Origin of the sequence: Acetobacter lovaniensis (assembly GCF_014207635.1) — a bacterium.
GTDB classification, from domain to species: domain Bacteria; phylum Pseudomonadota; class Alphaproteobacteria; order Acetobacterales; family Acetobacteraceae; genus Acetobacter; species Acetobacter lovaniensis.
Genome location: NZ_JACHIE010000017.1, coordinates 12,848 through 38,690, shown reverse-complemented (window position 1 = coordinate 38,690; position 25,843 = coordinate 12,848). Strand labels below are relative to the sequence as shown.

The 25,843-nt window shown below is 58.8% G+C and carries 23 protein-coding genes and 1 pseudogene; 6 read left to right on the top strand and 18 right to left on the bottom strand.

Annotated features, from left to right (window positions below; translation table 11 throughout):
- Window positions 1-125: 125 nt before the first annotated feature.
- Together HNR55_RS14155 and HNR55_RS14150 are read right to left on the bottom strand one after the other, a co-directional pair.
- A pseudogene (locus tag HNR55_RS14155) lies at window positions 126-433 on the bottom strand (transposase); the annotation flags it as partial.
- Window positions 434-488: 55 nt separating this feature from the next.
- Window positions 489-1,430 (bottom strand): AraC family transcriptional regulator, encoded by a 942-nt coding sequence (locus HNR55_RS14150; RefSeq protein WP_166116414.1) that lies wholly within the window; start codon window positions 1,428-1,430, stop codon window positions 489-491.
- A gap of 236 nt (window positions 1,431-1,666) precedes the next feature.
- Between HNR55_RS14150 and HNR55_RS14145 the strand changes: the two genes are divergently transcribed.
- On the top strand, window positions 1,667-3,055 hold the full coding sequence (locus tag HNR55_RS14145) for an NAD-dependent succinate-semialdehyde dehydrogenase (protein WP_166116412.1): 1,389 nt from the start codon (window positions 1,667-1,669) through the stop codon (window positions 3,053-3,055).
- Between the two features lie 112 nt (window positions 3,056-3,167).
- On the opposite strand, the gene HNR55_RS14140 is transcribed toward HNR55_RS14145, so the two are convergent.
- On the bottom strand, window positions 3,168-4,019 hold the full coding sequence (locus HNR55_RS14140; RefSeq protein WP_166116410.1) for an SDR family NAD(P)-dependent oxidoreductase: 852 nt from the start codon (window positions 4,017-4,019) through the stop codon (window positions 3,168-3,170).
- Window positions 4,020-4,040: 21 nt separating this feature from the next.
- Here HNR55_RS14140 and HNR55_RS14135 point away from each other — a divergent pair, with 21 nt between their 5' ends.
- Window positions 4,041-5,198, top strand: coding sequence for a hypothetical protein (locus HNR55_RS14135; protein ID WP_166116408.1), 1,158 nt, complete (start codon window positions 4,041-4,043; stop codon window positions 5,196-5,198).
- A gap of 70 nt (window positions 5,199-5,268) precedes the next feature.
- Here HNR55_RS14135 and thiL read toward each other — a convergent pair whose 3' ends face one another.
- From thiL to nrdR, 3 genes are all read right to left on the bottom strand, one after another.
- On the bottom strand, window positions 5,269-6,270 hold the full coding sequence (gene thiL / locus HNR55_RS14130; protein ID WP_166116406.1) for a thiamine-phosphate kinase: 1,002 nt from the start codon (window positions 6,268-6,270) through the stop codon (window positions 5,269-5,271).
- Window positions 6,236-6,763, bottom strand: coding sequence for a transcription antitermination factor NusB (nusB, locus tag HNR55_RS14125; protein ID WP_166116404.1), 528 nt, complete (start codon window positions 6,761-6,763; stop codon window positions 6,236-6,238). Before nusB ends, thiL begins: the two co-directional genes overlap by 35 nt.
- A 62-nt stretch (window positions 6,764-6,825) precedes the next feature.
- Entirely contained in the window at window positions 6,826-7,302 is a 477-nt protein-coding gene (gene nrdR / locus HNR55_RS14120; RefSeq protein ID WP_166116402.1) for a transcriptional regulator NrdR, read from the bottom strand.
- A gap of 132 nt (window positions 7,303-7,434) precedes the next feature.
- Here nrdR and HNR55_RS14115 point away from each other — a divergent pair, with 132 nt between their 5' ends.
- The gene (locus HNR55_RS14115; protein ID WP_166116400.1) at window positions 7,435-7,926 is read left to right on the top strand and encodes a copper chaperone PCu(A)C; all 492 of its coding nucleotides are present in this window, start codon (window positions 7,435-7,437) and stop codon (window positions 7,924-7,926) included.
- A 60-nt stretch (window positions 7,927-7,986) separates the two neighbouring features.
- Here the strand turns inward: HNR55_RS14115 and glpK are convergent, their stop codons facing one another.
- From glpK to HNR55_RS14055, 12 genes are all read right to left on the bottom strand, one after another.
- Window positions 7,987-9,486 carry a glycerol kinase GlpK gene (gene glpK, locus HNR55_RS14110; RefSeq protein WP_166116398.1) on the bottom strand — a complete coding sequence of 500 codons (1,500 nt, stop codon included), beginning with the start codon at window positions 9,484-9,486 and terminating at the stop codon, window positions 7,987-7,989.
- A gap of 28 nt (window positions 9,487-9,514) precedes the next feature.
- Entirely contained in the window at window positions 9,515-10,333 is an 819-nt protein-coding gene (locus tag HNR55_RS14105) for an MIP/aquaporin family protein (protein ID WP_166116396.1), read from the bottom strand.
- A 47-nt stretch (window positions 10,334-10,380) separates the two neighbouring features.
- Window positions 10,381-11,898, bottom strand: a complete 1,518-nt coding sequence (gene glpD / locus HNR55_RS14100) for a glycerol-3-phosphate dehydrogenase (protein WP_166116395.1) — start codon at window positions 11,896-11,898, stop codon at window positions 10,381-10,383.
- Window positions 11,899-12,018: 120 nt separating this feature from the next.
- On the bottom strand, window positions 12,019-12,801 hold the full coding sequence (locus HNR55_RS14095; RefSeq protein ID WP_166116393.1) for a DeoR/GlpR family DNA-binding transcription regulator: 783 nt from the start codon (window positions 12,799-12,801) through the stop codon (window positions 12,019-12,021).
- Entirely contained in the window at window positions 12,798-14,717 is a 1,920-nt protein-coding gene (gene recQ / locus HNR55_RS14090) for a DNA helicase RecQ (protein WP_166116391.1), read from the bottom strand. The genes HNR55_RS14095 and recQ overlap by 4 nt, the downstream gene beginning before the upstream one ends.
- Before the next feature lie 5 nt (window positions 14,718-14,722).
- Window positions 14,723-15,100, bottom strand: coding sequence for an OmpA family protein (locus tag HNR55_RS14085; RefSeq protein ID WP_166116390.1), 378 nt, complete (start codon window positions 15,098-15,100; stop codon window positions 14,723-14,725).
- An 85-nt stretch (window positions 15,101-15,185) separates the two neighbouring features.
- Window positions 15,186-16,865 (bottom strand): thiol reductant ABC exporter subunit CydC, encoded by a 1,680-nt coding sequence (gene cydC / locus HNR55_RS14080; protein ID WP_373318125.1) that lies wholly within the window; start codon window positions 16,863-16,865, stop codon window positions 15,186-15,188.
- 55 nt (window positions 16,866-16,920) lie between these two features.
- On the bottom strand, window positions 16,921-18,642 hold the full coding sequence (locus tag HNR55_RS14075; RefSeq protein WP_166116388.1) for an ABC transporter ATP-binding protein/permease: 1,722 nt from the start codon (window positions 18,640-18,642) through the stop codon (window positions 16,921-16,923).
- 100 nt (window positions 18,643-18,742) lie between these two features.
- Complete coding sequence (locus HNR55_RS14070) at window positions 18,743-20,416, bottom strand: sensor histidine kinase (protein ID WP_166116451.1); 1,674 nt, start codon at window positions 20,414-20,416, stop codon at window positions 18,743-18,745.
- Window positions 20,417-20,517: 101 nt separating this feature from the next.
- Complete coding sequence (locus HNR55_RS17080) at window positions 20,518-20,679, bottom strand: NepR family anti-sigma factor (protein ID WP_242005619.1); 162 nt, start codon at window positions 20,677-20,679, stop codon at window positions 20,518-20,520.
- A gap of 116 nt (window positions 20,680-20,795) precedes the next feature.
- Window positions 20,796-21,392, bottom strand: coding sequence for a sigma-70 family RNA polymerase sigma factor (locus HNR55_RS14060; RefSeq protein ID WP_166116386.1), 597 nt, complete (start codon window positions 21,390-21,392; stop codon window positions 20,796-20,798).
- 126 nt (window positions 21,393-21,518) lie between these two features.
- On the bottom strand, window positions 21,519-21,965 hold the full coding sequence (locus HNR55_RS14055; protein WP_337250299.1) for a sigma-70 family RNA polymerase sigma factor: 447 nt from the start codon (window positions 21,963-21,965) through the stop codon (window positions 21,519-21,521).
- Window positions 21,966-22,131: 166 nt separating this feature from the next.
- Between HNR55_RS14055 and HNR55_RS14050 the strand changes: the two genes are divergently transcribed.
- The 3 genes from HNR55_RS14050 (at window position 22,132) to HNR55_RS14040 (ending at window position 25,840) form a co-directional block, all read left to right on the top strand.
- Complete coding sequence (locus HNR55_RS14050; protein ID WP_166116385.1) at window positions 22,132-22,881, top strand: response regulator; 750 nt, start codon at window positions 22,132-22,134, stop codon at window positions 22,879-22,881.
- Window positions 22,882-22,946: 65 nt separating this feature from the next.
- Window positions 22,947-24,761: an ABC-F family ATP-binding cassette domain-containing protein gene (locus HNR55_RS14045; RefSeq protein WP_166116383.1), complete on the top strand. Its 1,815-nt coding sequence runs from the start codon at window positions 22,947-22,949 to the stop codon at window positions 24,759-24,761.
- Between the two features lie 71 nt (window positions 24,762-24,832).
- Window positions 24,833-25,840 (top strand): ABC transporter permease, encoded by a 1,008-nt coding sequence (locus HNR55_RS14040; protein ID WP_166116381.1) that lies wholly within the window; start codon window positions 24,833-24,835, stop codon window positions 25,838-25,840.
- Window positions 25,841-25,843: the final 3 nt, after the last annotated feature.

Below are 25,843 nucleotides of genomic sequence, written 5' to 3'. Positions count from 1 at the left end.
TGCAGGAGTAAATCCATCATCCCCCACAATTCTGTAGTCGAGGCGGTCTCCTCTCCCGTAAACGCTCACTCCGACATATTCTTTTCCGATGGTAAGCCACCCGTTACTTTCCTTGGAGCCCAGCATTCTGCCCGGTCGTCCCTGTCTGCCGGGGTGACGTGTAGGGCCAGAAGATCGTGGACAACAGCCTCGAAACAGCCCGCTTCCATCCAGCGCCAAGAGTGCTGATACACCGAGTCCACGGCGGAAGATCGTTCGGCATCGTCCGCCAGGTAATACCGTAACGGATCACATACCGAAGACCGTCGAACAGTTCCCCCAGATCATGATGCCGTTGTTCCGCGTCTTCTTTCATCAGAAGAAGATACGGAATAATCAACGACCATTCTTCATCGCTGATATCAGAAGGATACGGTTTGCGCGCAGTATTCATACATTTCCACTGCACCAATACTGCACCAATCATGCCAGAAATTACATAACTCTTTCTAGCTGCAATGGGCCTGATGGGCGTATAGCGCTCTGGCACCATTGCGCTCCAGAAGCTGGTCCGCCCTTACGCACAGCGCATCCGTTGCCGGGGGCCGCCCGAACATGCGCCGGTATTCCCGACTGAACTGGGAGGGACTCTCATACCCCACGGCAAAGGCGGCTTCTGCGGCATCCACATTCTCGCTGACCATGCGCCTGCGTGCTTCCTGCAGGCGCAACTGGGTCCGGTATTGCAGGGGGCTCATGTTGGTCGCTGCGCGGAAATGCCGGTGGAAGGTGGAAAGCCCCATACCCGCCACACGGGCCGCCCGACCAATATCAAACGGTTCCGCATAATGCTGGGCAATCCAGTGGATGGCTCTGTTAATGTGGGAGAGGTTGCTCCCAGCCGTTGCAATCTGCCTGAGTGCGCACCCCTGATCCCCCTGTAACAGCCGGTAAAGCAGCTCACGCACGATCAGGGGTTTGAGGATGGGAATATCCTCCGGCTGGTCCAGCAGCTTCATCAACCGCAAGAGTGGCTCGGTAATGGCCGAGTTAAGCGGGCTTAGCCCCATACCCATAATGCACGCCTGATTGGGGTCTACCTGCTGCTCGTTCACCACCAGCAGCAGTTCCGCGATCAGGGCGGGGTCCAGTGCCAGACACAGGGCCAGATAGGGGCGTTCTGGCGTGGCCTGTGTAATGCAGCCCGCTACTGGCAGGTCCACGGCCGTAACAAGGTAGTGGCTGTCATCATAATCAAACACCCGGTCCCGGAGCATGACCTGCTTTTTGCCCTGCACGATAACGTACACGCGGGGTTCAAACACGAAGGGAATGGGTTCGCTCACGACCTCGGCCCGGTAGAGCGTGAGTTCGGGAATGGCGGTTGTCACCGTGGAATGGGTACAGTGCCTGAGCACCAGATTCTGCAATTCCGCCAGATTACCGACCATATATGCCTCTTTAGTTACGCAGCCACTCCCTCCGGTCCAGAACGGCAGAGCAGCCCAAACCATTCCAGACAGAGCAGAATAAGGCAATCAGCCATACCCATGTCTTGCCTGAAACAGCGACCAAATAGCCTGACAGAGAGAATCAGGCAAGAAGTGGGTAGAATTGCTCTATCTCCCTCGCCCTCTTCCGGCCCATTGTGGCACCACTGATCACACAGCCAAGGAAGAACAGGCTTATGGCTTACGCCACAACAAACCCCTACACGGGCGAAGTCGTCAAAACTTTTGCCGATGCGACCGACCAGGAAGTGCAGACCGCACTGGACACAGCCTATACCGCATTCCAGTCCTGGCGTGGTACTTCCTTTGCCGAACGCGCGAAGGTTATGTCTGCCGCAGCACAGATCCTGCGTGACAACATGGACGATTACGCCGCTCTGCTGACGCTGGAAATGGGCAAGGTTTTTGGCGAAGCCAAAGCCGAAGTCACGCTCTCGGCCGAAATTTTTGAATACTACGCCGAACACGCCGAGCGCCTGCTGGCCGCCGAAGCCCTGCCGGTTAAAAACCCCGAAGAGGGTCAGGCCATGCTGGTCCATGAACCTCAGGGCATCGTGTTTGCCATTGAGCCGTGGAACTTCCCCTACTACCAGATCGCCCGCATCATCGCGCCCCAGCTTTCCGCCGGGAACACGGTCATCCTCAAGCACGCCTCCAACGTGCCGCAGTGTGCCGCGGCATTTGATGACCTGATGCGCAAAGCTGGCCTGCCGGAAGGGGCATTCCGCAACCTGTACCTTGCCCGTCATCACACCGAAACCGTGCTGAACGACCCGCGCGTCTGCGGCGTGGCCCTGACCGGCTCCGAAGGCGCTGGCGCCATTGTGGCGTCTGTTGCAGGCAAGGCGCTCAAAAAAGCGACCATGGAACTTGGTGGTTCGGACGCATTTATCGTGCTCGAAGACGCCGATCTGGAAAAAGCGGTCAAATGGGCTGTTTTTGGCCGCCACTGGAATGCAGGGCAGGTTTGCGTTTCTTCCAAGCGGCTGATCGTGGCTGACGCCATTTATGACCGCTTTGTAGAACTCTACAAAAAAGGCGTTGCTGAACTGAAGGCAGGGGATCCGATGGACCCGGCTACCACGCTGGCCCCGCTCTCCTCCCAGAAGGCAGCGGACGACCTGCGCACACAGGTTGATGAAGCCTGCAAGCTGGGCGCCAAAGCCGAAGTTATTGGCGCTCCTGTGCCCGAAAAAGGCGCTTTTTTCCGCCCGGTGCTGCTCACCAACCTGGAAAACAACCCCGCCCGCCTGTGGGAGTTCTTTGGCCCGGTTACCCAGCTTTACCGCGCAAAAGACACCGAAGATGCCATTCGCATTGCCAATGACTCTCCCTACGGTCTGGGCGGTTCTGTCTTTACGCAGAACACCAAGCTTGGGGTGGAAGTGGCCCGCCGCATTTACACCGGCATGGTCTACATCAACCACCCGACAATGGTCAAAGCCGACCTGCCGTTTGGTGGCGTGGCCCGCTCCGGCTTTGGCCGCGAGCTGATCGGCCTCGGCATTAAGGAATTTGTCAACCACAAGCTGATTGACGTGGTGGATATTGACGCACCGTTCTGATCGAACAGCGGATCAGAACCGTAAGCCGCATTAACCGGCGGTTTACGGCCCAGCCATGCAAAAGGCCCGGCAGAACCTGCCGGGCCTTTTGTGTAATCACCCTGCCTCTGATTTATCGCTCCGTTTGCCCCACAGCCAGACGCAGCAGAATATACTCGCGCAGTTTCTGGGGGAGCAGGCGTTCAACCACCCGCAGAACGCGGAACGGCCACGGGAAAATATATTCCCGCCGCCCCTGTGCAATGGCGCGGGCAATCAGGCGGGCTGCCTTTTTGGCTGGAACCAGAAAAGGACGCGGACCTTCCAGCCGCTGGCTCATGGGCGTGTCCACAAAACCGGGCACGATCAATGTTAGCTGAACGCCATATTGCCGCCAGGCAAGCCCGGCCGACCTAGCAAAAAATGCCAGTCCGGATTTGGAGCTGCTATAGGCGGCAGAAAAGGGCATTTCATAAAACCCGGCAACCGAGCCTATGAGCGCAATATGCCCACTGCGCCGCTCCACCATGCTCTTGGCTGCTGCCGTGGCCAGCGTAACCGGCGTTGCATAATTGACCAGCCCAAGCTGGAGCACCTTCTGCGGGTCTTCCGTTTTGTCGTCCAGAGACTGGATATCAGACAGCCCCGCACCCAGCACCACGCAGTCAGGCCTGTGGGCTGCATCATCTTCCTCAAAGGCCTTCAGAGCTGCGGCTCCATCGCACAGATCAATCTGGCGTGTATGCACCACAGCCCCACTGGCGCAGCATTCCATGGCCAGATGGCTCAGCCGCTGGGCATTTCTGCCCCACAAAATCAGGGTCCGGCCCGGTGCCGCATAATGGTGCGCAAGCTCCGCACCAATGCCGCCCGTAGCCCCAGTAATCAGCACGGAACGCAGAACGCCCTTCCCCGATGCATCAGATTTCACATTTTTTCCTTTCCCATTGAGAGAGAATGAGGCATCACCCGTGGAGTTTTTCATCTTCCGTTCCATGGAGGGGCAATGTCTTTCCCGACTCAGATTACCGTTTCCCCTGTTTCGGGCTCACGTCAGCTTTCTCTCTTTATAAAGCTTCCGCGCAAACTTTACGATGCTCTGCCCGGATATGTTGCCCCTTTGGACATGGAAGAGCGCGATATGCTCTCCCCCAAAAAAGCGCCTTTTTACGACCACGGCTTTGCGTGTTACTTTCTGGCATGGCGGGATGGCAAACCGATTGGTCGCATATCTGCCCAGATAGATTCCCTTGTGCTCAAGCAACCCGGCCCCAGAACCGGCTTTTTTGGTGCGCTGGACACGGCAGAACCCGCCTGCGTTCCCCTGCTGCTTGAAGCCGCCACCCAGTGGCTTGAAACACGCGGCGTAGAACGCATCCGTGGTCCGTGGACACTGAACAGCAACGGCCAGTCCGGCGTGATGATTGAAGGGCAGAACGAAATGCCCATGATCGGCACGCCATGGCACCCCGCAACCCTCGGCCCGGCCATTGAGGAAGCAGGCTTTGCAAAAGCGATGGACCTGCTCTCCTACCGTATGGAAACAGGACCGCAGGCCGAACGCGCCAACCAGATTCCCCCCAACCTGCGCCAGCGCCTTGGCAAGATTACCATGCGTGGTCTGCGCCTTAAACATATTACAGAAGACGCCACAATCCTGCGCGAAATCTATAATGATGCCTGGGCCAACACTTGGGGTAATGTCCCCCTGACTTCCCACGAAGTTGAATCCCTGCTCAAGGCGCTCAAACCCATCCTGCGGCCCGAGCAGTATGTGCTGGCCGAAGTTGAGGGCGAACCCGCCGCCATAGCGCTGGTAATTCCCAATATGTTTGACATCAGTGGGGATCTTGGCGGCGCACCCTCTCCTCTGGGCTGGCTTAAACTGGGATCACGCATTCTCAGGCATAACTTCCATTCCGCCCGGGTTGTGCTTCTTGGTGTGCGTCAGAAATATATGGGCACCGCCCTGCGCGCCATGCTGCCTGTTCTGATTATTGATGAACTGATGCGGCGCGGGCATGTCCTGCCCTACCGGACCATTGAACTGGGCTGGGTGCTGGAAACACACACAGGGCTGCGGAACCTTATTGAGCGTATTGCCCCTACTCCGTACAAACGACATCGTATGTATGAGAAGATTCTGGTTCAGCCAGACGCCTGACTCCACCACCATTACAGGCAAACGCCACAATCTTGTGACAGGCCTTTACACCAGAACCGCATAGCCCGGCTTACAGGTGGCTCCAGCCTTTGGTTCTGAACTGCATAGGCTGGCCTGCACCATCAATCACGGACACACCCGGCTCACCCGGTTCAAACTGGCCTATCCGGGTCACAGGCACCGCCCCGTACGGAGTGGGCAGACTTGGGCAGGACAGAAGCTGATGCTCCCGCTCAGCGGGTACGGCAAACAGGATTTCGTAATCATCCCCGCCAGTCAGGCAGACTTCCCGCCATGCGGGCTCCAAAGCGCGCGCCGCAGCCGAGAGCGGCACATGGTCGGCCAGAATACGCACATGCAGGGCGTTTTCCCGCGCAAGATGGCCTGCATCCTGCACGAGCCCATCGGACACATCCATAGCAGCAGATGCCAGACCATGCAGAGGCAACCCTATCCGTGGCTGTGGCAGGCGGTAGCGTTGCGCCAGATAGCCTGCAGGGTCAGCCAGAGAAGGCTCTACCCCCTGCAACACGCGCAGGCCCAGAGCGCCGTCTCCTATGGTGCCGCTAACCCATAGTCCATCTCCCGCACGCGCACCACACCGCCGGATAGCCTGACCGGGCAGGACCGAGCCAACAATGGTCAGCGAGAGAACAAGCGGCCCGGAGGTAGAGGTTGTATCGCCTCCCATCAGGCTCAGCCCGAAGCGGGCCTGATCCTGCGCCAGCCCCTGACAGAACTGCTCTACCCAGTCATCCGTAATATGGGGGGGCCGTGCAAACGCCAGAAGCCAGCCTTCCGGCCTGCTCCCCATGGCGGCAAGGTCAGACAGGTTGCACCGCAACAGCTTGCGGCCGATTGTATCGGGGGGATCGGTTGGTAGAAAATGCACATTTTCCACCATGGCATCTACCGCCATCACCATTTCGCGCCCCTGTGGGGGCGAGAACACTGCGGCGTCATCCTGCAGGTTCAGAGCGGCAGGGCCAGCAAGCGCTAAAAAATGCCGCCGTATAAACGCAAACTCCGGCGGCAGATCAGTCTTCGGCGGGGGGGACGACGGTGCTGTCATGATCTTCAACCGGTGTGGGGGTTTTGAAAAGCGTATCCAGCACACCATTCACCAGACGTGGCTCATCCCCGGAAAAGAAGCCATGTGCCACGTCCATATACTCATTGATCAGGACTGCGGCAGGCACTTCTGCATAGCGGAACTCCGCAATGGCTGCCACAAAAAGAGCACGCAGGACCGGGTCCAGCCGTTCGATCGGCCATGTAGAGGGCAGGGTCTGGACAATATCGCCCTCAATGGCCGTACGGTTGGAAACAGCTCCTTTTACAATGGCGGTAAACAGGGCCACATCCGCTTCGGGAATACGCCCATCCTCGTAGGATTCACCACTCAGGGTCGTGCCAAACCGATGGACCAGAAACTGCTCAATAACGGAATCCGGACGATCCCCATTCTGCTCAATCTGGAACAGAGCCTGCACGGCGGCAACACGCGCGGCTGTACGCGGGCGTTGTGCGGCTTTGAGCTTGGGTTGGTCCTGTAGTTCGGTCATCGTTCTCTCCTGCCCCGCTCTTATGCGAAGCCGCGTTTTGTGGCGTTTTTACGCATAAAGGTCTAGTCTTTTTGTTCGCTCTGCTGGGTTTTGCTTTCCATGAGCGTCAGAATCTCGGAAAAATCGCGGGCTTCCGTAAAATCCCGGTACACGCTGGCAAAACGCACATACCCCACGCCGTCCACTTCCTTGAGCGCATCCATGGTCAGTTCACCAATGCGCGCGGAGGCGACTTCCGTATCCCCCGATGCTTCAAGCTGGCGCACCACCCCGGTTACAATCTGCTCCATCTGCTCATCCGATACCGGGCGTTTGCGCAGGGCAATACGGATGGAGCGGGAAATTTTATCCCGATCAAACGGCGCACGCCGCCCATCCTGCTTGACCACCACCAACTCGCGCAACTGCACACGCTCTACCGTGGTAAAGCGCTGCCCGCAGGACAGGCACGCCCTGCGGCGGCGAATGGCCGACCCTTCTTCATTCGGGCGACTGTCCTTGACCTGACTATCCGGGTTCCCGCAAAAAGGGCAACGCATGATGGTACCAACCTTCCCTCAGGCGCGTATCCGACGGCATTGTGCTGTTCAAAGAGCGCCAGGTGACACTCAGATATTTGTTTTAACCGGGTTCGTCCATACTGCTCATGCCCCAAGGCGCACGGAGACACCATGAAACCCCTTTACCAAGCAATACTGGCCTGTGCCCTGATCAGCCTGACGGCACCCCGCACAACACATGCCCAGGAACACGGTAGCGGACAATCCGTTCCCGGACAGGCTGATGCCCAGCAGGACATCGCCATTACCGATATTTCACTCCACCTTCCCTCCACGCAGGGAGGCGGGCGGACCGAACTCTATTTTAGCCTGACCAATAATAGCCACACAACCCATCTGCTGACGGGTGTTGTCTCCCCAGCCTGCGGCACACTGGTCGGTTACCACACCGATCAGGAAAACACTTCAGGCACCCGCAGCCTGTTCCAGCATCTGGCTCTACCGGAAACCACAACACTGGTATTTGCTGGCGCAGGCTACCACATGCTCTGTGTTAATCCTGTTGCACAGGTGCTCACCCAGCCCAATGTGGCGGTTACATTCCAGTTTCTGGGCGGATCCAGCAAAACCGTGTCCGCACCGGTTACATCCGCCACCCAATAGTGCAGGGACAGCGGCCAGAAGAGCCGGAATACGTTCCGGCCACTTTTGGCGTCATTCCTCCTAACCGCCGGTATAGGTGCTGAGCGTACGCTTAACAGCCTGATGCCAGCCAGCAATCATGGTACGGCGCTGGGTGCTGTCCATTTGAGGTTCAAACAGCGAACCCCGCGCCCATTCTGCCGCTACGTTTGCCTCATTTTCCCAGACACCGGTTGCCATACCGGCAAGGAAGCCAGCGCCCAGAGCCGTTGTTTCAACATTGCGCGGGCGCTCAACCTTGGCTTGCAGCATGTCGGCAAGGAACTGGCAGTACCAGTCATTGGCGGACATACCACCATCCACACGGATGCTCTCCGTGGTGCCACCACCGTCCTGCACCATAGCACTCACCAGATCCAGCGTCTGATACGCCACGGATTCCAGAGCCGCCCGGGCAATATGAGCCGCAGTGGCATCCAGTGTCAGCCCACAGATCAGGCCGCGTGCATCCGGGTCCCAATGGGGGGCACCCAGACCGACAAAGCCGGGCACCATGTACACGCCGTGGCTGTGCGGTACACGGGTTGCCATATCATCCGTCTGGGAGGCGTGGGTGATCAGATGCAACCCGTCACGCAGCCATTTGATGGCCGCACCAGCCACAAAAATGGAGCCTTCAAGAGCATATGTTGGTTTGCCATTGAGCCGGTAAGCAACCGTGGTCAACATCCGGTTGCGTGATTCCACGGGCTTGTCCCCCGTGTTCAGCAGCAAAAAGCACCCCGTGCCATAGGTGGCTTTGGCCATGCCCGGCGTAAAGCAGGCCTGCCCCACAACGGCGGCCTGCTGGTCGCCTGCTATCCCGGCAATGGGAATGGCCCGCCCAAACAGGGCTGGGTCCGTTTCCCCGTACAGGGTGCTGCTATCCTTGACTTCGGGCAGCAGGCTGGCGGGAATACGGAACAGGTTCAGAAGGTCCTGATCCCACTGCTGGCGGTGAATATCAAACAGCATGGTGCGCGAGGCATTGGTCGCATCGGTTGCGTGGACCTTACCGCCCGTCAGCCGCCACAGGATAAACGAATCAATGGTGCCAAATGCCAACTCACCTTTTTCGGCGCGGGCACGGGCATCAGCCACGTTATCAAGCAGCCATGCCAGTTTGGTGGCGGAAAAATAAGGGTCCAGCAGCAGGCCCGTGCGTTCACGCACCAGAGCCTCGGCCCCTTCGTCACGCAGTTTCTGGCAGACACTGGCTGTCCGGCGGTCCTGCCAGACAATGGCGCGATGGATCGGCTTACCCGTGCTACGCTCCCACACCACAATGGTTTCGCGCTGGTTGGTAATGCCAATACCTGCAATACGGTCCGCAGCCCCGCTCTGCTCCAGTGCCGCACGCGCTGTGTTGAGCACATCGGTCCAGATGTCTTCGGGGCAATGCTCCACCCACCCGGCATTGGGGTAATGCTGCGGGAACTCCTGACGGGCCGCAGCCAGTTCGTTGGCGTCACGATCAAAAACGATGCTGCGGGTTGATGTTGTTCCCTGATCAATCGCCAGAACACAATCTTGTTTGGTCATGGGGAATATCCCTTCTTATTCTGAGCAGTCAGTCTGCCGCAGGAGTGGAGTGACGGCCCAGTGCGGGCATGAACGGACGCAGCAGCGTCTGGTAGATCGTGGCCCCGATAAGCCCGCCCACAAGTGGGCCTACAACAGGCACCCACCAGTAATTCTGGGGAGAAGGAAGGGCCGTACGCCCCCACCCGGCGACAAAACAGAACAGGCGAGGCCCAAAATCGCGCGCAGGGTTGATGGCCCACCCTTCCAGATACCCCGAAGATGCACCAATAATGGCAACCAGCAGGCCGATGATCAATGCGCCCGAGTTCGCCTGTGGGGCCGCCGTATTGTACTGGCAGGTCACTGCAAAAATACCAAGGACCAGAAATGCCGTCAGGATTGTCTCGTTCAGCAGGGCATGCAGGGGCGTTACAAAGTCACCCGGATGGGTAAAGAACACGCCTGATGCGGCGCCATCATTGGCGAAATCCAGATGGTGAGACACCGCATAATGCACGATAACCGAGCTATACAGGGCATAAACCAGACAGGCACCCAAAAAGCCGCCTACCACCTGCGCCACCCAGTACGGCAGCACCTTGCGCCACGCGAACCCACGGTAGCAGGCAAGGGCCAGCGTAACAGCGGGGTTGGCATGTGTGCCAGAAACAGCACCGGTCACGTAAATGGCAAGGGTCACACCCAGCCCCCACGTAATGGCAACTCCCCAATAGGAGAGCTGGTAGGGGCTTGGGTCGTACAGCGAGTACATGGCCGCAACGGAATCACCGATCAGAATAATGATCAGCACCGCCAGACATTCGGCTATCAGCTCACCCCAGAGACTGTTTTTTACCTTATCCATATCTTTCCTCTTTTTGTTTTTTTGTTCGGAAAGCGGTATTTTACAGATCAGACAGCTTTCTTCTGAACATAGGTTTCAACGCGGGCTTTTTCCGCGTCATTCAGATGCAGGCCCAGTTTGCTGCGCCGCCAGAGCACATCTTCCGCCGTACGAGCCCATTCACGCGCCATCAGGTAGTCAACTTCACGCGTGCTCAGGTCCCCACCCAGCAGTTCTCCCATATCGTCCATGCTGTTGGCCTGTCCGATAATTTCGTATGTGCGGCTGCCGTAATTACGCATCAGACGCCAGGCCAGTTCTTCTGGCAACCAGGGGGCTACGCGGCGCAACCGGGCAAGGGCACCGTCAAAGCCACCTTCACCAATATCCCCACCGGGCAGCACTTCGCCTGCGGTCCAGCTCTGCCCACCCACTACGGGCAGCACGGGGGCAAGCTTTTCCAGCGCATGTTCGGCCAGCTTACGATAGGTCGTGATTTTGCCACCAAAAATGGAAAGCAGGGGCGCACCATCCTGCGTGTCCAGATCCAGAACATAATCGCGCGTAACGGCAGACGCATTCGCAGAGGCATCGTCATACAACGGACGCAGCCCTGCGTAGCTCCACACCACATCGCTCTCACGGACCTGCACGTTCAGGTAGCGGTTCACACTTTCGCACAGATACGTTACTTCATCAGGTGCAATGCCCACCTTGCCCGGCTCATCCTTCCACGGAATATCCGTGGTGCCGATCAGGGTAAACTTCTGCTCGTACGGAATGGCGAACACAATCCGCTTGTCAGGGTTCTGGAAGATGTAAGCCTGCGATCCCTCGTATACACGCGGGACAATAATGTGGCTCCCCTTGACCAGACGCACCGATTTGGAATTGGGGATTTTAAGCGTATCGGCCAGCAGGCGAGCAACCCACGGGCCAGCAGCGTTCACCATGGCCTTGGCGCGCACGGTCTGGATCTGGCCGGTTATGCAGTCTTCCAGTGTCGCCACCCACTGCCCGTCCACGCGCTGCGCGGCAGTCAGGCGGGTGCGCACGCGCACATCTGCCCCCCGCTCGGCCGCGTCCATGGCATTCAGCACAACAAGGCGGCTGTCCTGTACCCAGCCATCGGAATAAATGAAGCCTTTGGTATATTCAGACTTGAGCGCACGCCCCGAAGAATGCTTGCGAAAATCCACGCCAATGGATTTGGGCAGCGTCATGTTGGATGCCAGATGGTCGTACAGGAACAGCCCGGCCCTGAGCATCCACGCCGGGCGTACCAGCCTGGAATGCGGCAGCACAAAGCGCAGCGGCCACATGATATGGGGAGCCATGGTCAGCAGGCGCTCACGCTCCATCAGCGATTCACGCACAAGGCGGAACTCATAATATTCCAGATAGCGCAGACCACCGTGGATCAGCTTGGTGCTGGAAGACGAGGTATAGCTTGCCAGATCATCCTGCTCCACCAGCAGGACGGATGCACCACGCCCGCAGGCGTCACGCGCAATGCCGGTGCCGTTAACGCCCCCCCCGATAACGAGAAGGTCATAAATACGCTCGGATGTTTCTGCTGCTGACATGGTTTTTATCGGTTCCATCTACACGAAGGCTTTGTTCGTTTTATTCGATTTCGAAAACATAACGCAAGAACTATGCTCTCGATCCTCGATGGAAGATATTTTTTAAACCATGATGTTCCTTTACGAACACTCCTGCGCACCAACAACGTGAAGTTGCACATCATGTTCGCGCAAAATGGCACGAATGCCCGGTGGTGGGGGCAGGTCCGTAAAAAACGCATTGATCTGGGAAATATGCCCTACCCGCGCCATCGGCCTGCGCAAAAACTTGGTGTGGTCGGCCAGCAGGAACACGGTTCTGGCGTTGCGTATGATCGCCTGCGCCGCGTTAATTTCGTCCGCGTCAAAGTCCAGCAACGTGCCATCCGCATCAATGCCGGAAATACCGATAACACCAAAATCCGCCCGATACTGCTCGATCATGGCCGCAGCCGCCGGGCCAACAATCCCGCCATCGCGCAGGCGTACGCTGCCACCTGTAATGATCAGGCTACATTCAGGGGCTGGAGCCAGCAGGGTTGCGACATGGATATTGTTGGTAATGACCCGCAGGGTTCTGTGGGTTCGCAGCGACCGGGCAAAAGCCTCGGTTGTGGTGCCTATGTTGATGAACAGGGAGGCCCCGTCCGGTATGGCCTTTGCCGCTTCCCTGCCTATGGCGTCCTTGGCCTGCAGGTTCAGGATCTGCCGGTCGGAATAGGCAATGTTCTCGGCGGGGGAAAGGCTGCTGGCTCCACCATGATGGCGGGCCAGCAACCCCTGCCCGGCCATAATGTTAACATCCCGCCGTACGGTCTGCACGGTTACACTCAACTCGCGCGCCAGTTCCTCGCTGGCAACATACCCGTGCTGGTTGACCAGCCGCAGAATATGCCTGCGTCGTTTTTCCAGAGCATTGCTCATGCCGGTTCTGCCTCAATAACCGCCAATACGGCTTCTCCATAACGTTCCAGCTTGGAGCGACCTACGCCCTTGATCTCTCCCAGCGTATCCAGATCATCGGGTTTTTCGAGCGCTATGTCTTTCAGAACCGAATCATGGAAAATGACATACGGCGGAATTTCCTGCTCCCTGGCTTCTTCCCGCCGCCATTTGCGCAAGGCTTCAAACAGGGCCAGACGGTCTTCCGGCAGGTCCAGAGCGGCAGATTGCCTCTGCCCCCGAGAGCCCCCCACATTGCCGGTGTGTTCCACAACCGGGTCAGCCCGCAAGGCAACGTTTTCCTCCCCCCGCAGGATCGGGCGGGCGATATCGGGGTTCAGTCGCAACCCACCATACTGCCCTTCTATCCGCAGGGCACCGCGCGCAATAAGCTGGCGAACCACACCACGCCAGAACGACTCGCTTCTGTCCTGACCAATCCCCCAGACCGAGAGCTTGTCGTGCCCGTTACGGCTTATGCCGTCGGTCTGCTTGGCCCGCAAAACAGCGATAACATGCAGCGCGCCAAAACTTTCCCCCGTGCGATACACAGCCGAGAGCAGCTTGCGGGCGGCTTCCGTTCCATCAAATGTCAGCACCGGGTGGCGGCAGTTATCGCAATGCCCGCAAGGCTTTTCCAGTTCCTCGCCAAAACAGTGCAGCAGCGCCTGCGTGCGGCACCCTGTGGTTTCAGTAAACGCGATCATGGCCTCCAGACGGCTGCGCATGATGCGTTTTTCGTTATCCGGAGCCGCGGACTGGTCCAGCCAGTAACGGGCACGGGCTATATCCTCCCCCCCGTATAACAGCACGGTATCAGACGGCAGGCCATCGCGCCCGGCCCGGCCGATCTGCTGGTAATACGCCTCGGGCGAGGAGGGCATATCCAGATGCACAACTGCGCGCACATCCGGGCGGTCTATGCCCATGCCAAAAGCCACCGTGGCCACAATAACCAGCGGCTCCCCCGAACGAAAACGCAGCAGGGCCGCGCGCTTTTCCACCGGAGACAGCCCCGCATGATACGCCAGCGCAGGCCAGCCGCGCTCCCGCAGAGAGGCCGCGATACGCTCGGTTCTGGCGCGGCTACCACAATAGACAATGGACGCATCTTCCCTGTAGCGCTCAAGAGCTACAAGCAGTTGTTTCAGTTCTGAACCTTTGGGCTGCACGGCAATATTGAGGTTGGGCCGATGAAAGCTTGAAACCAGAACCTGCGCGTGCGGCATATCCAATGCCGCCAGAATATCATCCCGCGTGCGTTCGTCCGCCGTGGCGGTCAGGGCAAGCCGTGGCACATTGGGAAAATGCCGCGGCAGCGCGGTAAGAGCCCTGTATTCGGGCCGGAACTCATGCCCCCAGGCCGAAATGCAATGTGCTTCGTCTATGGCAATAATGGACAGCGGTATGCGCGTCAGGCGGTCCAGCGTACCTGACGACAAAAGGCGTTCAGGCGAAATATAGAGCAGGTCCACACGGCCATTGGCCAGATCGGACCTGATCTGGGCTGATTCGTTTTCGTCCAGTTCGGAATGCAGGGCAGCAGCATTAACCCCAAGCTGCCTGAGCCCCGCCACCTGATCGTCCATAAGCGCGATAAGGGGAGAGATGACCAGTCCCATGCCGGGCCTGCACAGGGCTGGAATCTGGTAACAGACACTTTTGCCCCCACCCGTGGGCATGAGCACAAGGGCATCCTGCCCCTGCATGGCGCATTCTACGGCCTGCGCCTGCAAGCTCCTGAACCCGGGGAACCCAAAGACAGCCTGCAACACATCCTGCACGGACCGGTTACAGAACCGGTCACGCGGAAGCACTCCCGGTACCCTTTCCTCCGGCAAGCCTAATGGCGGCTCATAGGGCGGAATGTCGGAGTATGCAGGCTCTCTTTCCTCCATGGCGATCAGGGGCTTATCAGTTCGATCTCTACACGGCGGGAGCCAACAACCATCCCTTCCATGTTGGAAGGAGCACGCGGTGTTTCCACAATCCTGTCGCCACGTACGCCATCTGCCTGCAATCTGGCTGTCACGGCCTTGGCCCGCTGGATTGCGACAAGCGCATCGGCCGACAGGTCCTTGCCTGCCCCGGCATACCCTTCTACCCGAACAATGCGGGAGGGGTGCCTGTCCGCTTCCTGCGCGACCTGCGCAACCACGTCCTGTCCAGCCTGATCAAGCTCGGCCGACTGGTGGGAAAAAAAGACAACATATTTGCGGGGTGTCTGGGTGGCACAGGCGGCCAGCAGGCTCAGGCAGGCAACTGAAAATAAGCGGCGCATAATAATCATTCCTGAATTATCAAAACAAAACCGTTTTATTTGGTGCCCCTCCAGACGGCTGGCGTCAACAACGATTCCAGCGGACCTAGGCCGCAGCAGCTTTTGCCACACCTTCGGACAGACGCCAGATGCGGTCCAGCTTTTCCACCCCGGTCAGACGGTGGGCAATCAGTATGACCGTGCGGCCCTCGGATACGGTGTTCAGGGTCCGGAGGAACTCCTGCTCCGTCTGCGCATCCAGACCCGTGGCAGGTTCGTCCAGAATAAGAATGGGCGCAGGCGCCAGTAGCGTGCGGGCCAGAGCAATACGCCGCCCCTGCCCGCCGGAGAGACGAATCCCCCCCTCACCCACCCAGGTATCCAGTCCTTCGGGCAGAGCGCGGACAACATCGGACACCGCAGCCTGATCGAGAGCCTTCCATAGGTCGTCTTCAGAAGCATCCGGCCGACCAAGCAGCAGGTTGGCACGAATGGTATCATCAAACAGGTGCGTTGCCTGCGAAAGCCACGCCATTTTGCTCCGCACGGCATCGGGCCGTATGGTGGCAATATCCTCCCCGCCCAGATAGATATGGCCCTCCTGCGGACTTGCCGCACGTAACAGCAAAGCTGCAAGGCTGGATTTACCTATGCCCGATGGCCCCAGAATGGCTACTCTGGCCCCTGCGGGAATATCCAGCGTAAGCCCTTTTAAAACCCACGGCCTGTCTTCCGCCCAACGGAAGCGCACATTGTTCAGGCGGATGCTGGTATCCGCAGGAGCATTCTCATGCATGACCTGCGTGTTTGCAGCAGCAGGCTGTACTGCCATTTCCACCACCCTGCGGGCGGAAACCCCCATAATACCGGCCTGCAAGCCTGCACGTGTAAGGGTTACCGCACTTTCAAAGGCGGCAACGGTCAAAAAGAGTATGCTCACCCCTTCAAGCGCGCCTATTCTGGGGAGCAGAATTCCGCCAATAGCCAGCAGCACCATGAACACGGCAGACTGGCCGAACAAAAAGGCCAGAGCATTGGCAAATGCGGCACGGCGGGCCACAGCCATCTGCCCCTGCAACAATGCGGCATCCGCTGCCTGCACACGGGCCAGCATCCGCCCTTCTGCACCAAATGCCCGGATTTCGCGCAGGCCCCCGACCAGATCCAGCACGGAAATACGCAGATGCGCCAGCAGATGGGCGGCCTGATCAGCCGCCTTCTGCCCCGACCGAGCGATCAGCCACGGCACAAGAAAAGACGAACAGGCAAATAGCACACCAACGGCCACCCCCAGCACAAGGCTCTGCCGCCCCACGATCACCAGCAGGGCTGGAAAAGTCAGACCCGCACAAACCAGCGGCACAACAATCCGCAGGTAAAGCCCGTCCAGCGCACCAATATCGGATACCAGACGGGACAGCATATCTCCCGCCCGGCGGAACCCCAGCCCTGCCGCTGCACCATGGGCAAGGGACTGAAAAAACCAGACCCGCAGGTCCGCCAGCGCACGGAACATGGCATCGTGCGCAAACAGGCGCTCCGCATAACGCAGTGTTACACGCCCCACACCAACCCAGCGTAGCAATGCGGTTGTCACCACCACTTCGCCCAGCACGCAGCCCGCCAGCCGCAAGCCTGACACCTGCATAAGCGCAAGACCACAGGCCAGTGCAGCCAGAGCCAGCAGTGCACCCGCAACCAGCCGCACTCCCTGCCTGCGCCACAGGCCGAATATAACGCACACAGCCTGCCAGTCCGTAAATCTGGCCGTGGGCTGCACAGGCATAGTATGCAGCCGCGCTGGGGGCTGCACGGCTGATGTCTGATCTTGCATTGCCATATTATGCAGCCCCCTGCCGATTGATGACACGTCCGTTTTGCAGGTCTATCCGCCGCCCCTTGAACATATGAGCCGCGGCCGAGTGCGTGGCCAGAATAACCGTGCGGCCAACAGCCAGCCGTTGCAGGCTTTCAAAAACACTTTTTTCTGTAGCAGGGTCCAGATGCGCTGTGGGTTCGTCCAGCAGCAGGACCGGGGCGTTCTTGAGGTAAGCCCGCGCAATGGCAATACGTTGCGCCTGCCCGCCAGACAGACCAAACCCGCCTTCGCCGATCTGTGTATCCAGCCCGTTGGGCAACGTTGGCAGGAACTCATCCACCGCGGCGGAACGCAGCGCATTTGCCAGTTCCTGCTCATCTGCATCGGGTTTGGCAAACAGAATGTTATCCCGCAGGGAACCCGCAAACAGCACAGGTTTCTGCCCGATCCACGACACCACGCGGGACAGGGCATCGGGGACTATGCTCTGCAAAGGAGCCCCATTAAACAGAACCCGCCCGTTCTGGGGGGCAATAAACCCCAGCAGCAGTTCCATGATCGTGGACTTGCCAGCACCAGATGGCCCAGCCAGCACCAGCGTTTCCCCCGCTGGCACGGTAAAGCTGACATGCTCCAGCGCAGGCCCGCGAGCGGGGTCCCACGTAAAGCCGACATCATCAAACGCCACCATCACGCCATTGGCGTTAACGGTTCTGGCCCCGTCCAGCGCCGGACGTTCCGTCACTTCGGGCAGGTCCAGTATGGCGGTGGCCGCCCCCTGGGCATGTGCACGGTCCTGATACGCCAGTGCAAAGCTACGCAAAGGGGCAAAAAACTCCGGCACTGCCAGCAGGGCAAACAGGCTGGCAACCACTGCCTGCTGCAATGCGGGGGATGAACCACTGGCCTGCATGGCCAGTGCCTGCCGCCCGTCGAGCACAGCCAGCAGGATGAATGCAACAACCATGGCGCCGTCAATGGATGCGGAGGAAAGGAACGCCACCCGCAGCACCTTCATGGTACGCACGCGCAGTTCTTCGGCGGCATCGCCCAGACGACGGGTTTCATCCTCCGTCCGACCGGCCAGAACAATGGTTGCGATACCTTTGATACGGTCCAGAAAACGTGCCTGAAGGCGGGTCATGGCCAAAAACTGGTTACGAGACGCTACAGCCGCACCAATGCCAAACACAGCCTGCCCGACAGGGACCGCCAGACCGCACAGGCCCAGAATCACAGCCGCTCGCGGCTGCATGATGCCCACGGGCAACAGAATAAGCACGGGGGCAGCCATCCACAGCACGGAAGCAGGCACCCAACGGCCAAAAAAGCCGTCCAGCGCTTCTATCCGGTCCACGACAAGAGAGGCCAGCACACCGCTATGCGTGCGGCGCAGCAGCGCAGGGCCACCGGCAAGAATGGAGGCCATGACCTCACCCCGCAAACGCCTGCGCCCCACAATACCAGCTTGCGCAGCCGCAACGTCCGCCCGGATCATGCACAGGGCCCGCAACATGGCCAGAGCCGGGAACAGTATAAAGGGCCATGCTGGAAAAGCAGCCCCCTGCCCGCCCACCTGCCACGCCACAAGGGCATGCCCAAGAACAACAGCCGCACACCATGCCTGCCCTATACCGGCAAGACTGGAGAGCAGCCCGGACCCAACCACTGATCGCGCTGCCTGACGACCAAGACGCGACTGGAGGCGCGTCCAGTTACGTATTGCTGCTTTCTCGTTCCTCATGACAGACAGCGTTTATACTGCTCTGCCAAGGACGCAACAGTTTAGATCGCCACTCCCTGCTGCGCATAAGGCATGCCAGCACTCTGCGGGCTGCCCTGTTTTACGGGTTTTCCGCTTTTTCCAGATGCAGGAGCAATGTGAACTGCACGCCATCCTTGCCACTATAGCTCAAAGATGCCTTGAGCTGTCTGGCAAAACCATGAATGAGCTTGAGCCCGATCCCCTGCGTGCCGGATGCGGGGTCGAACGAACAGCCAATTCCGTTATCACCAACATTCAGCGTGACCAGATTGCCATTTTTTGTCAGCCGCACATGAATGACACCCATCCGGCCATCAGGGAATGCGTATTTGATCGAGTTCGTCACGACTTCGGTCACGATCAGCGCCAGAGGCACGGCCTGATCCGGGTCCATCCAGAAACTGTCTGAATCCACCTGCAGGCGAATACGCCCCGCATCCGCTTCCCCCGCGATATGGAAGGTCTGCTCGCACAGGTCTTTCAAAAAAACGGCCATGTTCAGGCTGGTCAGTGAATCCTCGGCATAAAGGGTACGGTGCAGCGTTGCCAGTGCCCGGATTCGGTCACGCGCCAGAGCAAACTCGGCCCGGACCTCGGGGTGGGCAATCTGGTTGGCCTGAAGGTTGAGCAGGGATGCCACGATCTGGAGGTTGTTTTTAACCCGGTGGTGAATCTCCTTCATCAGGAGTTCCTGGTGCGCCATGGCCTTCTTCAGCCGTGCCTCATGCCGGGAGAGACGCTGTGTTGCACGCGTAAAAGCCTGCCCCAACCTTTGCAGCTCAAGCGGCATGGTGCGTGTGACGCGCCCGTCAAACACCCCTTCCATCTGCCATTTACGGACGGAATATGTGAGCCGCCGCAAAGGCCAGACCAGCACGATATTGGCTGCCAGCGTGACCCCAATCAGCCCTGCGGCCAGCAGGAACAGCAGGGCCGCAATCTGGAAAACCATAGCCCGCAGGGCGTCCGCCTCTATGGAAGTGCGCTGGGTCGAGACAAAAATATCCGCACCACCGGCAATACCACCAAGAGCATATCCCCCCTGCATGGAGGGAAGCGACACCACCGAACTGTCACTTTTTTCCAGCTTTTCCTTGAGGGAAAACACAAGCTCTGCCGGGGGCTCCTCCCAGTTACAGTTGGTGCAAACGGGAAAAAGCTCCCCGTCATGCATGAGCAGCCACGCCTGAACGGGATTGGTATCATCCGAAAAAGCCTCCCACCCCGAAGCACCACCCAGATAGGCCTGTGTGCGCGAAATCTGCAGGATACCAACCAGATAGCCATGCGCCTCCGGCTCCGCCAGAAAAACGGCAGGTACCGTAATCCGCAGGAATGCCCCGTTATCCTCCCCACTGCCACTTTTTTGCACGGCTTCCATAACCGTGGCGTTCATCCGCGCGGGTGGGGTTAAGGTTCCGACCTCCGCACAGGAGCGACCCGAGGGCGAAACAGATTCGAGCTTTCTGCCCCGTTCATCCAGAACGGCCAAAAAGCAGTATCGCTGGCCACTAATGGTTTCGGCCAGCCTGAGCGCATGCACGAGCTGGTCATGCGTAAGGTCCATGTTGCCGATTGTTTCCAGCGCGCTGCGCAGACGGTCCGTATCGTGCCGGAACTGCTGGTCCAGCCGCATAATGGCGGCAACAGCACGCTGAGCGCTCCCTACCCGGACTTCCTGATAGTTCCGCAGGGCCAGAACAGCGCCAATACTGAGCACGGGAATGCCCGACAGGCAGATCAGCACACGCATGCGCGCGCTGGTGGTAATAAACACCCGCCCCAACCCGGACATGAACAGGGCGCCAACACGGCGGGCAGCCTGCCCAAGCAGGGAGAAGGCAGACAAAAGGCTCAGTCCTGCCTGCTCCGGTCTTCCTCAATCAGCTTCAGCAGCTCTTCGGGCACGGGTTCATTCACAACATCATCAAAAAGCTGGTGCAGGCCACGCTTCAGCCAGACATCAAAAGCCTGATCCCGAGACTGCCTGCCTTTGCGGGGGGGAGCGCCGTCCATACTCTTTCCCATTCCGAACTCTGGATCCTGCCGTTGTTTGCCTGATGCCACTGTGTGCGGAGCAGGCAACTCATCCCCGACAGACCTGCAACTTATAAGCCCAGCATGCGCCATCTTCAGACCACTGCTACGCTCATACGAGAGGAAACCCGCTGCGCGCCGCCATTCTTTTTTTCTACCCCGGCCTGAACACGCTCGCCTTTTTTGCGCTCACCTGCATCAGACACGGATTCTTCTCCAGTTAACCAGACTTCAAGCTGACGCCGGGCACGGAAAACCCTGCTTTTGGCTGTACCAACAGCGCAGCCGGACACTTCTGCCAGTTCCTGATAGCTCATTCCTTCGAGAACCCCCAGCACCAAAGCTTCCCGCTGGTCATCTGGCAGCCGTGCAAGCGCTGCATCCAACTCCATCAGACTCAGCCGGTCATCATGCCGGGCGGCTACAGCCAGCATGGACTGGGGGGCATCATCAATATCCGTGGTTTCGCGCTTTTTGCGCAGGTCGGAAATGAAGCGGTTGCGCAGGATACGGTGCATCCATGCCGCAAAATTGGTTCCGGGGATAAAACTCTGCTGAGCGGCCAGTGCGTTGCAAACAGTATCCTGCACCAGATCTTCTGCGGCGCTGCGGTTGCGGGTCAGCGCCAGTGCCTGCACGCGCAGCTTGGGCAGGATGCCAATAACCTGATCGTGGAATAACGAGGCTGTCATTGTTTTTACTCCGCTCTTCTTCCGTTTTATGGGAGCAATGAACAAGACCCCGCCAAGGTTACATCCGGATGCATTTTTTGTAATCACGAAACCGAGAGCACGTAACCCTCACAGGCCCCGGCGACCCTATTCCGCCTGCGGCTGCGCAAGTTTGTGCAGCATGGTTCGAGCGCGGGACACACGGGCCTTGATGGTCCCGACATCCACCGCGCAAATCTCTGCCGCCTCGGCATAGGTCATGCCCTGTGCACCAATAAGCACCAGTGCCTCACGCAAAAGCGGCGTAAGCTGCCAGAGCAGGGCTTCAAGCTCGTGCACTTCCTGCCGCCCATCTGCTGAGGGCACGGCCCGTTGCTGTGGATGCTGCCCGTAATTGGCCAGCACCTCACGCTCTTTTTTACCGCGCCGCCGCTGCTCCAGAAAAAGGTTGCGCAGGATGGTAAAACACCATGCCTTCAGGCTTGTACCGGCCTCATACTGCGCCATACGGTCCAGCGCGCGCAAAACGGTTTCCTGCACCAGATCATCTGCCAAAGCGGGGTCGCGCGCCAAAAAACGCGCAAAGCCGCGCAGGGATGGCAAAAGCGCCAGCAATTCTACCCTAAAAGGTGAACGCGCCTCGCCCTGATCGGGATTTGGTGTGTTAATCAGGATTCATCCCCTTTCGGCAAACGCCGCTCCGTGGCATCATTGCCTTATCGTATGTTTTCATCATGACCTAATCATAAGGAGATTTGTCATGTCAGAGTCACTGCGTGACGGGCTGATCCGGGCTCTCCCTTATGGCAGACGTTATGCACGCGCCCTGACAGGCAACCAGCCCGAGGGCGATCTGCTGGTAGCACAAAGCCTGAGGGGCCTGACCTCCCAACCCCCGGCGGAGGGGTTTACCCCCCTGCTCCAGCTTTATCAGGCCATCTCGCGTCTTTATGCTACGGATGAAACACACAGAAGCACCCAGGGGCCGGGACTTTCCTCCACACAGCGGCAGTTGCTGCTGCTGACTACGCTGGAAGAAATCAGTGTGGAAACGGCGGCGAGAATTATCGGCCTGCCCCACGATCAGGCCGCACAAGAGCTGGAAAGCGCGCAGAAGCAGCTCCACAAAGGGGTGCAGACCTCCGTCCTGATTATTGAAGACGAACCCATTATTGCCATGGATATTGAACTGCTGGTCATGCAGTGTGGCCACAAGGTTGCAGGCATTGCCCACACGCAGGCCGATGCCGTGCAACTTGCCGCACAAACCCGGCCGGGCCTTATTCTGGCGGACATCAACCTTGGTCCGGGAGGGGATGGCATGGCGGCGGTGGCTGAAATTACGGCTAGCTTTAAGGTACCCGTCATTTACGTAACGGCCTACCCCGAGCGGCTGCTGACGGGCGAAAAGCTGGAACCCAGTTTTGTCATTACCAAGCCGTTTGACCCCTTAACCCTTGCCGTTGCCACCTATCAGGCCGTAAGCAGTATGGGTGTAGCTCAGACCTGATTTGTTGGGTAAAAAGCTGCCAGAAACCTTGATCGACCTTATTCTGGAACGGCTGGCAATCTGTTATGGCGCTACCCCCCCTACTTCATTTGCAGGATATTACCCTAACCCTTGGTGGCAAACCGCTCCTTGATGGCGCAGGGTTTGCCGTTGGCAAGGGCGAGCGCGTCTGCCTGGTCGGGCGGAACGGCTCGGGCAAATCCACTTTGCTCAAAATCGCCGCGGGTCTTATTCAGCCAGATGGCGGTAGCGTCTTTCTGCAGCCCGGTGCCTCATTGCGTTACCTCCCCCAAGAACCAGATCTGAGCGCATATGCAACAACAGCCGACTATGTTGCCGCCCAGATTGCAGACCCCAACATGGAATGGCGTACCGGCCCCATGCTGGATGCCCTTGGCCTGACCGGGGCGGAAAACACGGCGCATCTTTCAGGTGGGGAGGTCCGCCGCTGCGCCATTGCGGGCGTGCTGGCCGCAGCCCCTGATGTGCTGCTGCTTGATGAGCCAACCAACCATCTGGACATGCCAACCATTGAGTGGCTGGAGCGCGAACTGCTCAGCCTTGGCTCGGCCATGATCATGATCAGCCATGACCGGCGGCTACTCTCCACCCTTTCTCGCTCCGTGGTCTGGCTGGACCGGGGCATAACCCGCAGGCTGGATGAGGGGTTTGACCGCTTTGAATCCTGGCGCGAAGACGTGCTGGAACAGGAAGAGCGCGACGCTCACAAGCTGGACCGCCAGATTGCGCGGGAAGAGGACTGGATGCGCTACGGCGTAACAGCCCGCCGCAAACGCAACGTGCGCCGTGTGCGCGAACTGGCCGCCCTGCGCACAGCCCGGCGCGATGCGGTGCGTGCTCCGGGCACGGTTACTCTCAATGCCCAGTCCGCCTCCACCTCCAGCCGCCTTGTGGCTGTGGCGGAGGACGTGAACAAGGCGTGGGGGGACAAATGCGTAATCCAGAACCTGAACCTGCGTGTCCTGCGCGGGGACAGGTTGGGCGTTGTGGGGGCCAACGGCGCGGGCAAAACCACCCTGCTGCGCCTGCTAACCGGGGGTGACCAGCCAGATAGTGGCACCATTAACCTTGGCCCGTCCCTAAGCATGGTCACACTGGACCAGCAACGCCGCTCCCTTAACCCCGAACGTACTCTGGCCGAAACCCTGACCGATGGGGGGGGAGATATGGTGCAGATCGGGGATGAAAAGCGCCATGTTATTGGCTACATGAAGGACTTCCTGTTCCGCCCCGAGCAGGCGCGCACCCCTGTTAGCGCTCTGTCTGGCGGGGAACGGGGCCGCCTGATGCTGGCCTGCGCACTGGCAAAGCCATCCAACCTGCTGGTTCTGGACGAACCAACCAACGATCTGGACCTGGAAACGCTGGATATCCTGCAAGATATGCTCAGCACCTACCCCGGCACGGTTCTGCTGGTCAGCCATGACCGTGATTTTCTGGACCGTATTGCCACATCCGTGCTGGTGGCCGAAGGCGGAGGTGCATGGGTGGAATATGCCGGTGGCTACAGCGACATGCTGGTGCAGCGGAACCTGCAACCGTTGGAAACAGCCCCCGTTGTCCCCACTTCCGAACCAGCAAAACCGCGTGAGCAGGCTGCCCGGCAAGCCACCCGCAAACTAAGTTACAAAGACCAGTATGCGCTGGACAACCTACCGCTGGAAATGGAAAAACTGGAAGCCAAGGCCCAGACACACCGCACCAGCATGGCGGACCCCGATCTGTATAGCAAAGACCCCAAAGCGTTTGACCGGCACTCCACCGAGCTTCAGAAAATTGAGGCCAGACTGGCTGAATGCGAAGAACAGTGGCTTGAACTGGAAATGAAGCGTGAAGCATTACTGACGGAGCAGAGCTGACCCTGCCCGCGCTCCCCGCGTAACACCACAAGGTGACTTTACCCCTTGAGGACCTGATAAATGCAGGCACGATGACAAAGCCATCTAACACGCACAGACCTTCTGCTGGCCCATGGGCCAGCGCGCTGCGGTCATTGCTGCGCAACCGCGCGGCACTTGCCTCGGTTGCGGTTCTTGCCTTTATTGTGGTGGCAAGCCTGTGTGCACCGTTTTATGCCCGTCACGTTGCCCATACTGACCCGTTTGTATCCAACGTTGCAGGCACCATTATGCTCAACGGGCAGGAAACGGACATCATGCAGCCCAACGACAACCCGCTGCATCTGGGGCTTAGCCCCATTGGCCCCACCGGGCACACAGCTTACCTGTTAGGGGCAGACAGTCAGGGACGCGACATTATGGCCCGGCTGCTCTATGGGGGGCGGAACTCCCTGCTTATTTCCTTCAGTGCTGCGGTACTCTGCCTTGTTATGGCCGGAACTGTTGGGATTGCCGCCGGTTTTTTTGGCGGGGTGACAGATATGGTCCTATCCCGGTTGATGGATATTATGTGGGCCGTTCCTGTTTACCTGTTCGCCATATCGCTCTCCATTGTCACAATTACCTCGGGCCTACGGATCGGACCTTTTGTTATAGAGGCCGACAACCTGCTTATTCCCATTGTAATTATTGCACTGGTGTATGTACCCTATGCCGCACGCCCGGTGCGCGGGCGCGTTATTGCGCTGCGTCAGGCCGAATTTGTGACTGCGGCCAGATGCCTTGGCGTACCCCGGTGGCGTATTGTACTGCGCGACATTCTGCCCAATGTCAGCACAACGCTTGTGGTTATGGGGCCACTGCTTATGGCCATGGCGCTGCTGGCGGAAAGTGCTCTGTCTTTCCTCTCCATTGGTGTGCAGGCCCCGGCGGCTTCTTGGGGGACCATCATTCTGGATGGTGAGGGGTTGATTTACACCCGCCCCATGGTGGCCATTGCCCCCGGTCTGGCCATTGTGGCCGTAGTGCTTGCCCTGAACATTCTGGGCGATGGCCTGCGTGATGCGCTGGATGTGCGCGATGCTTCCCGGCGGGAATAGGAG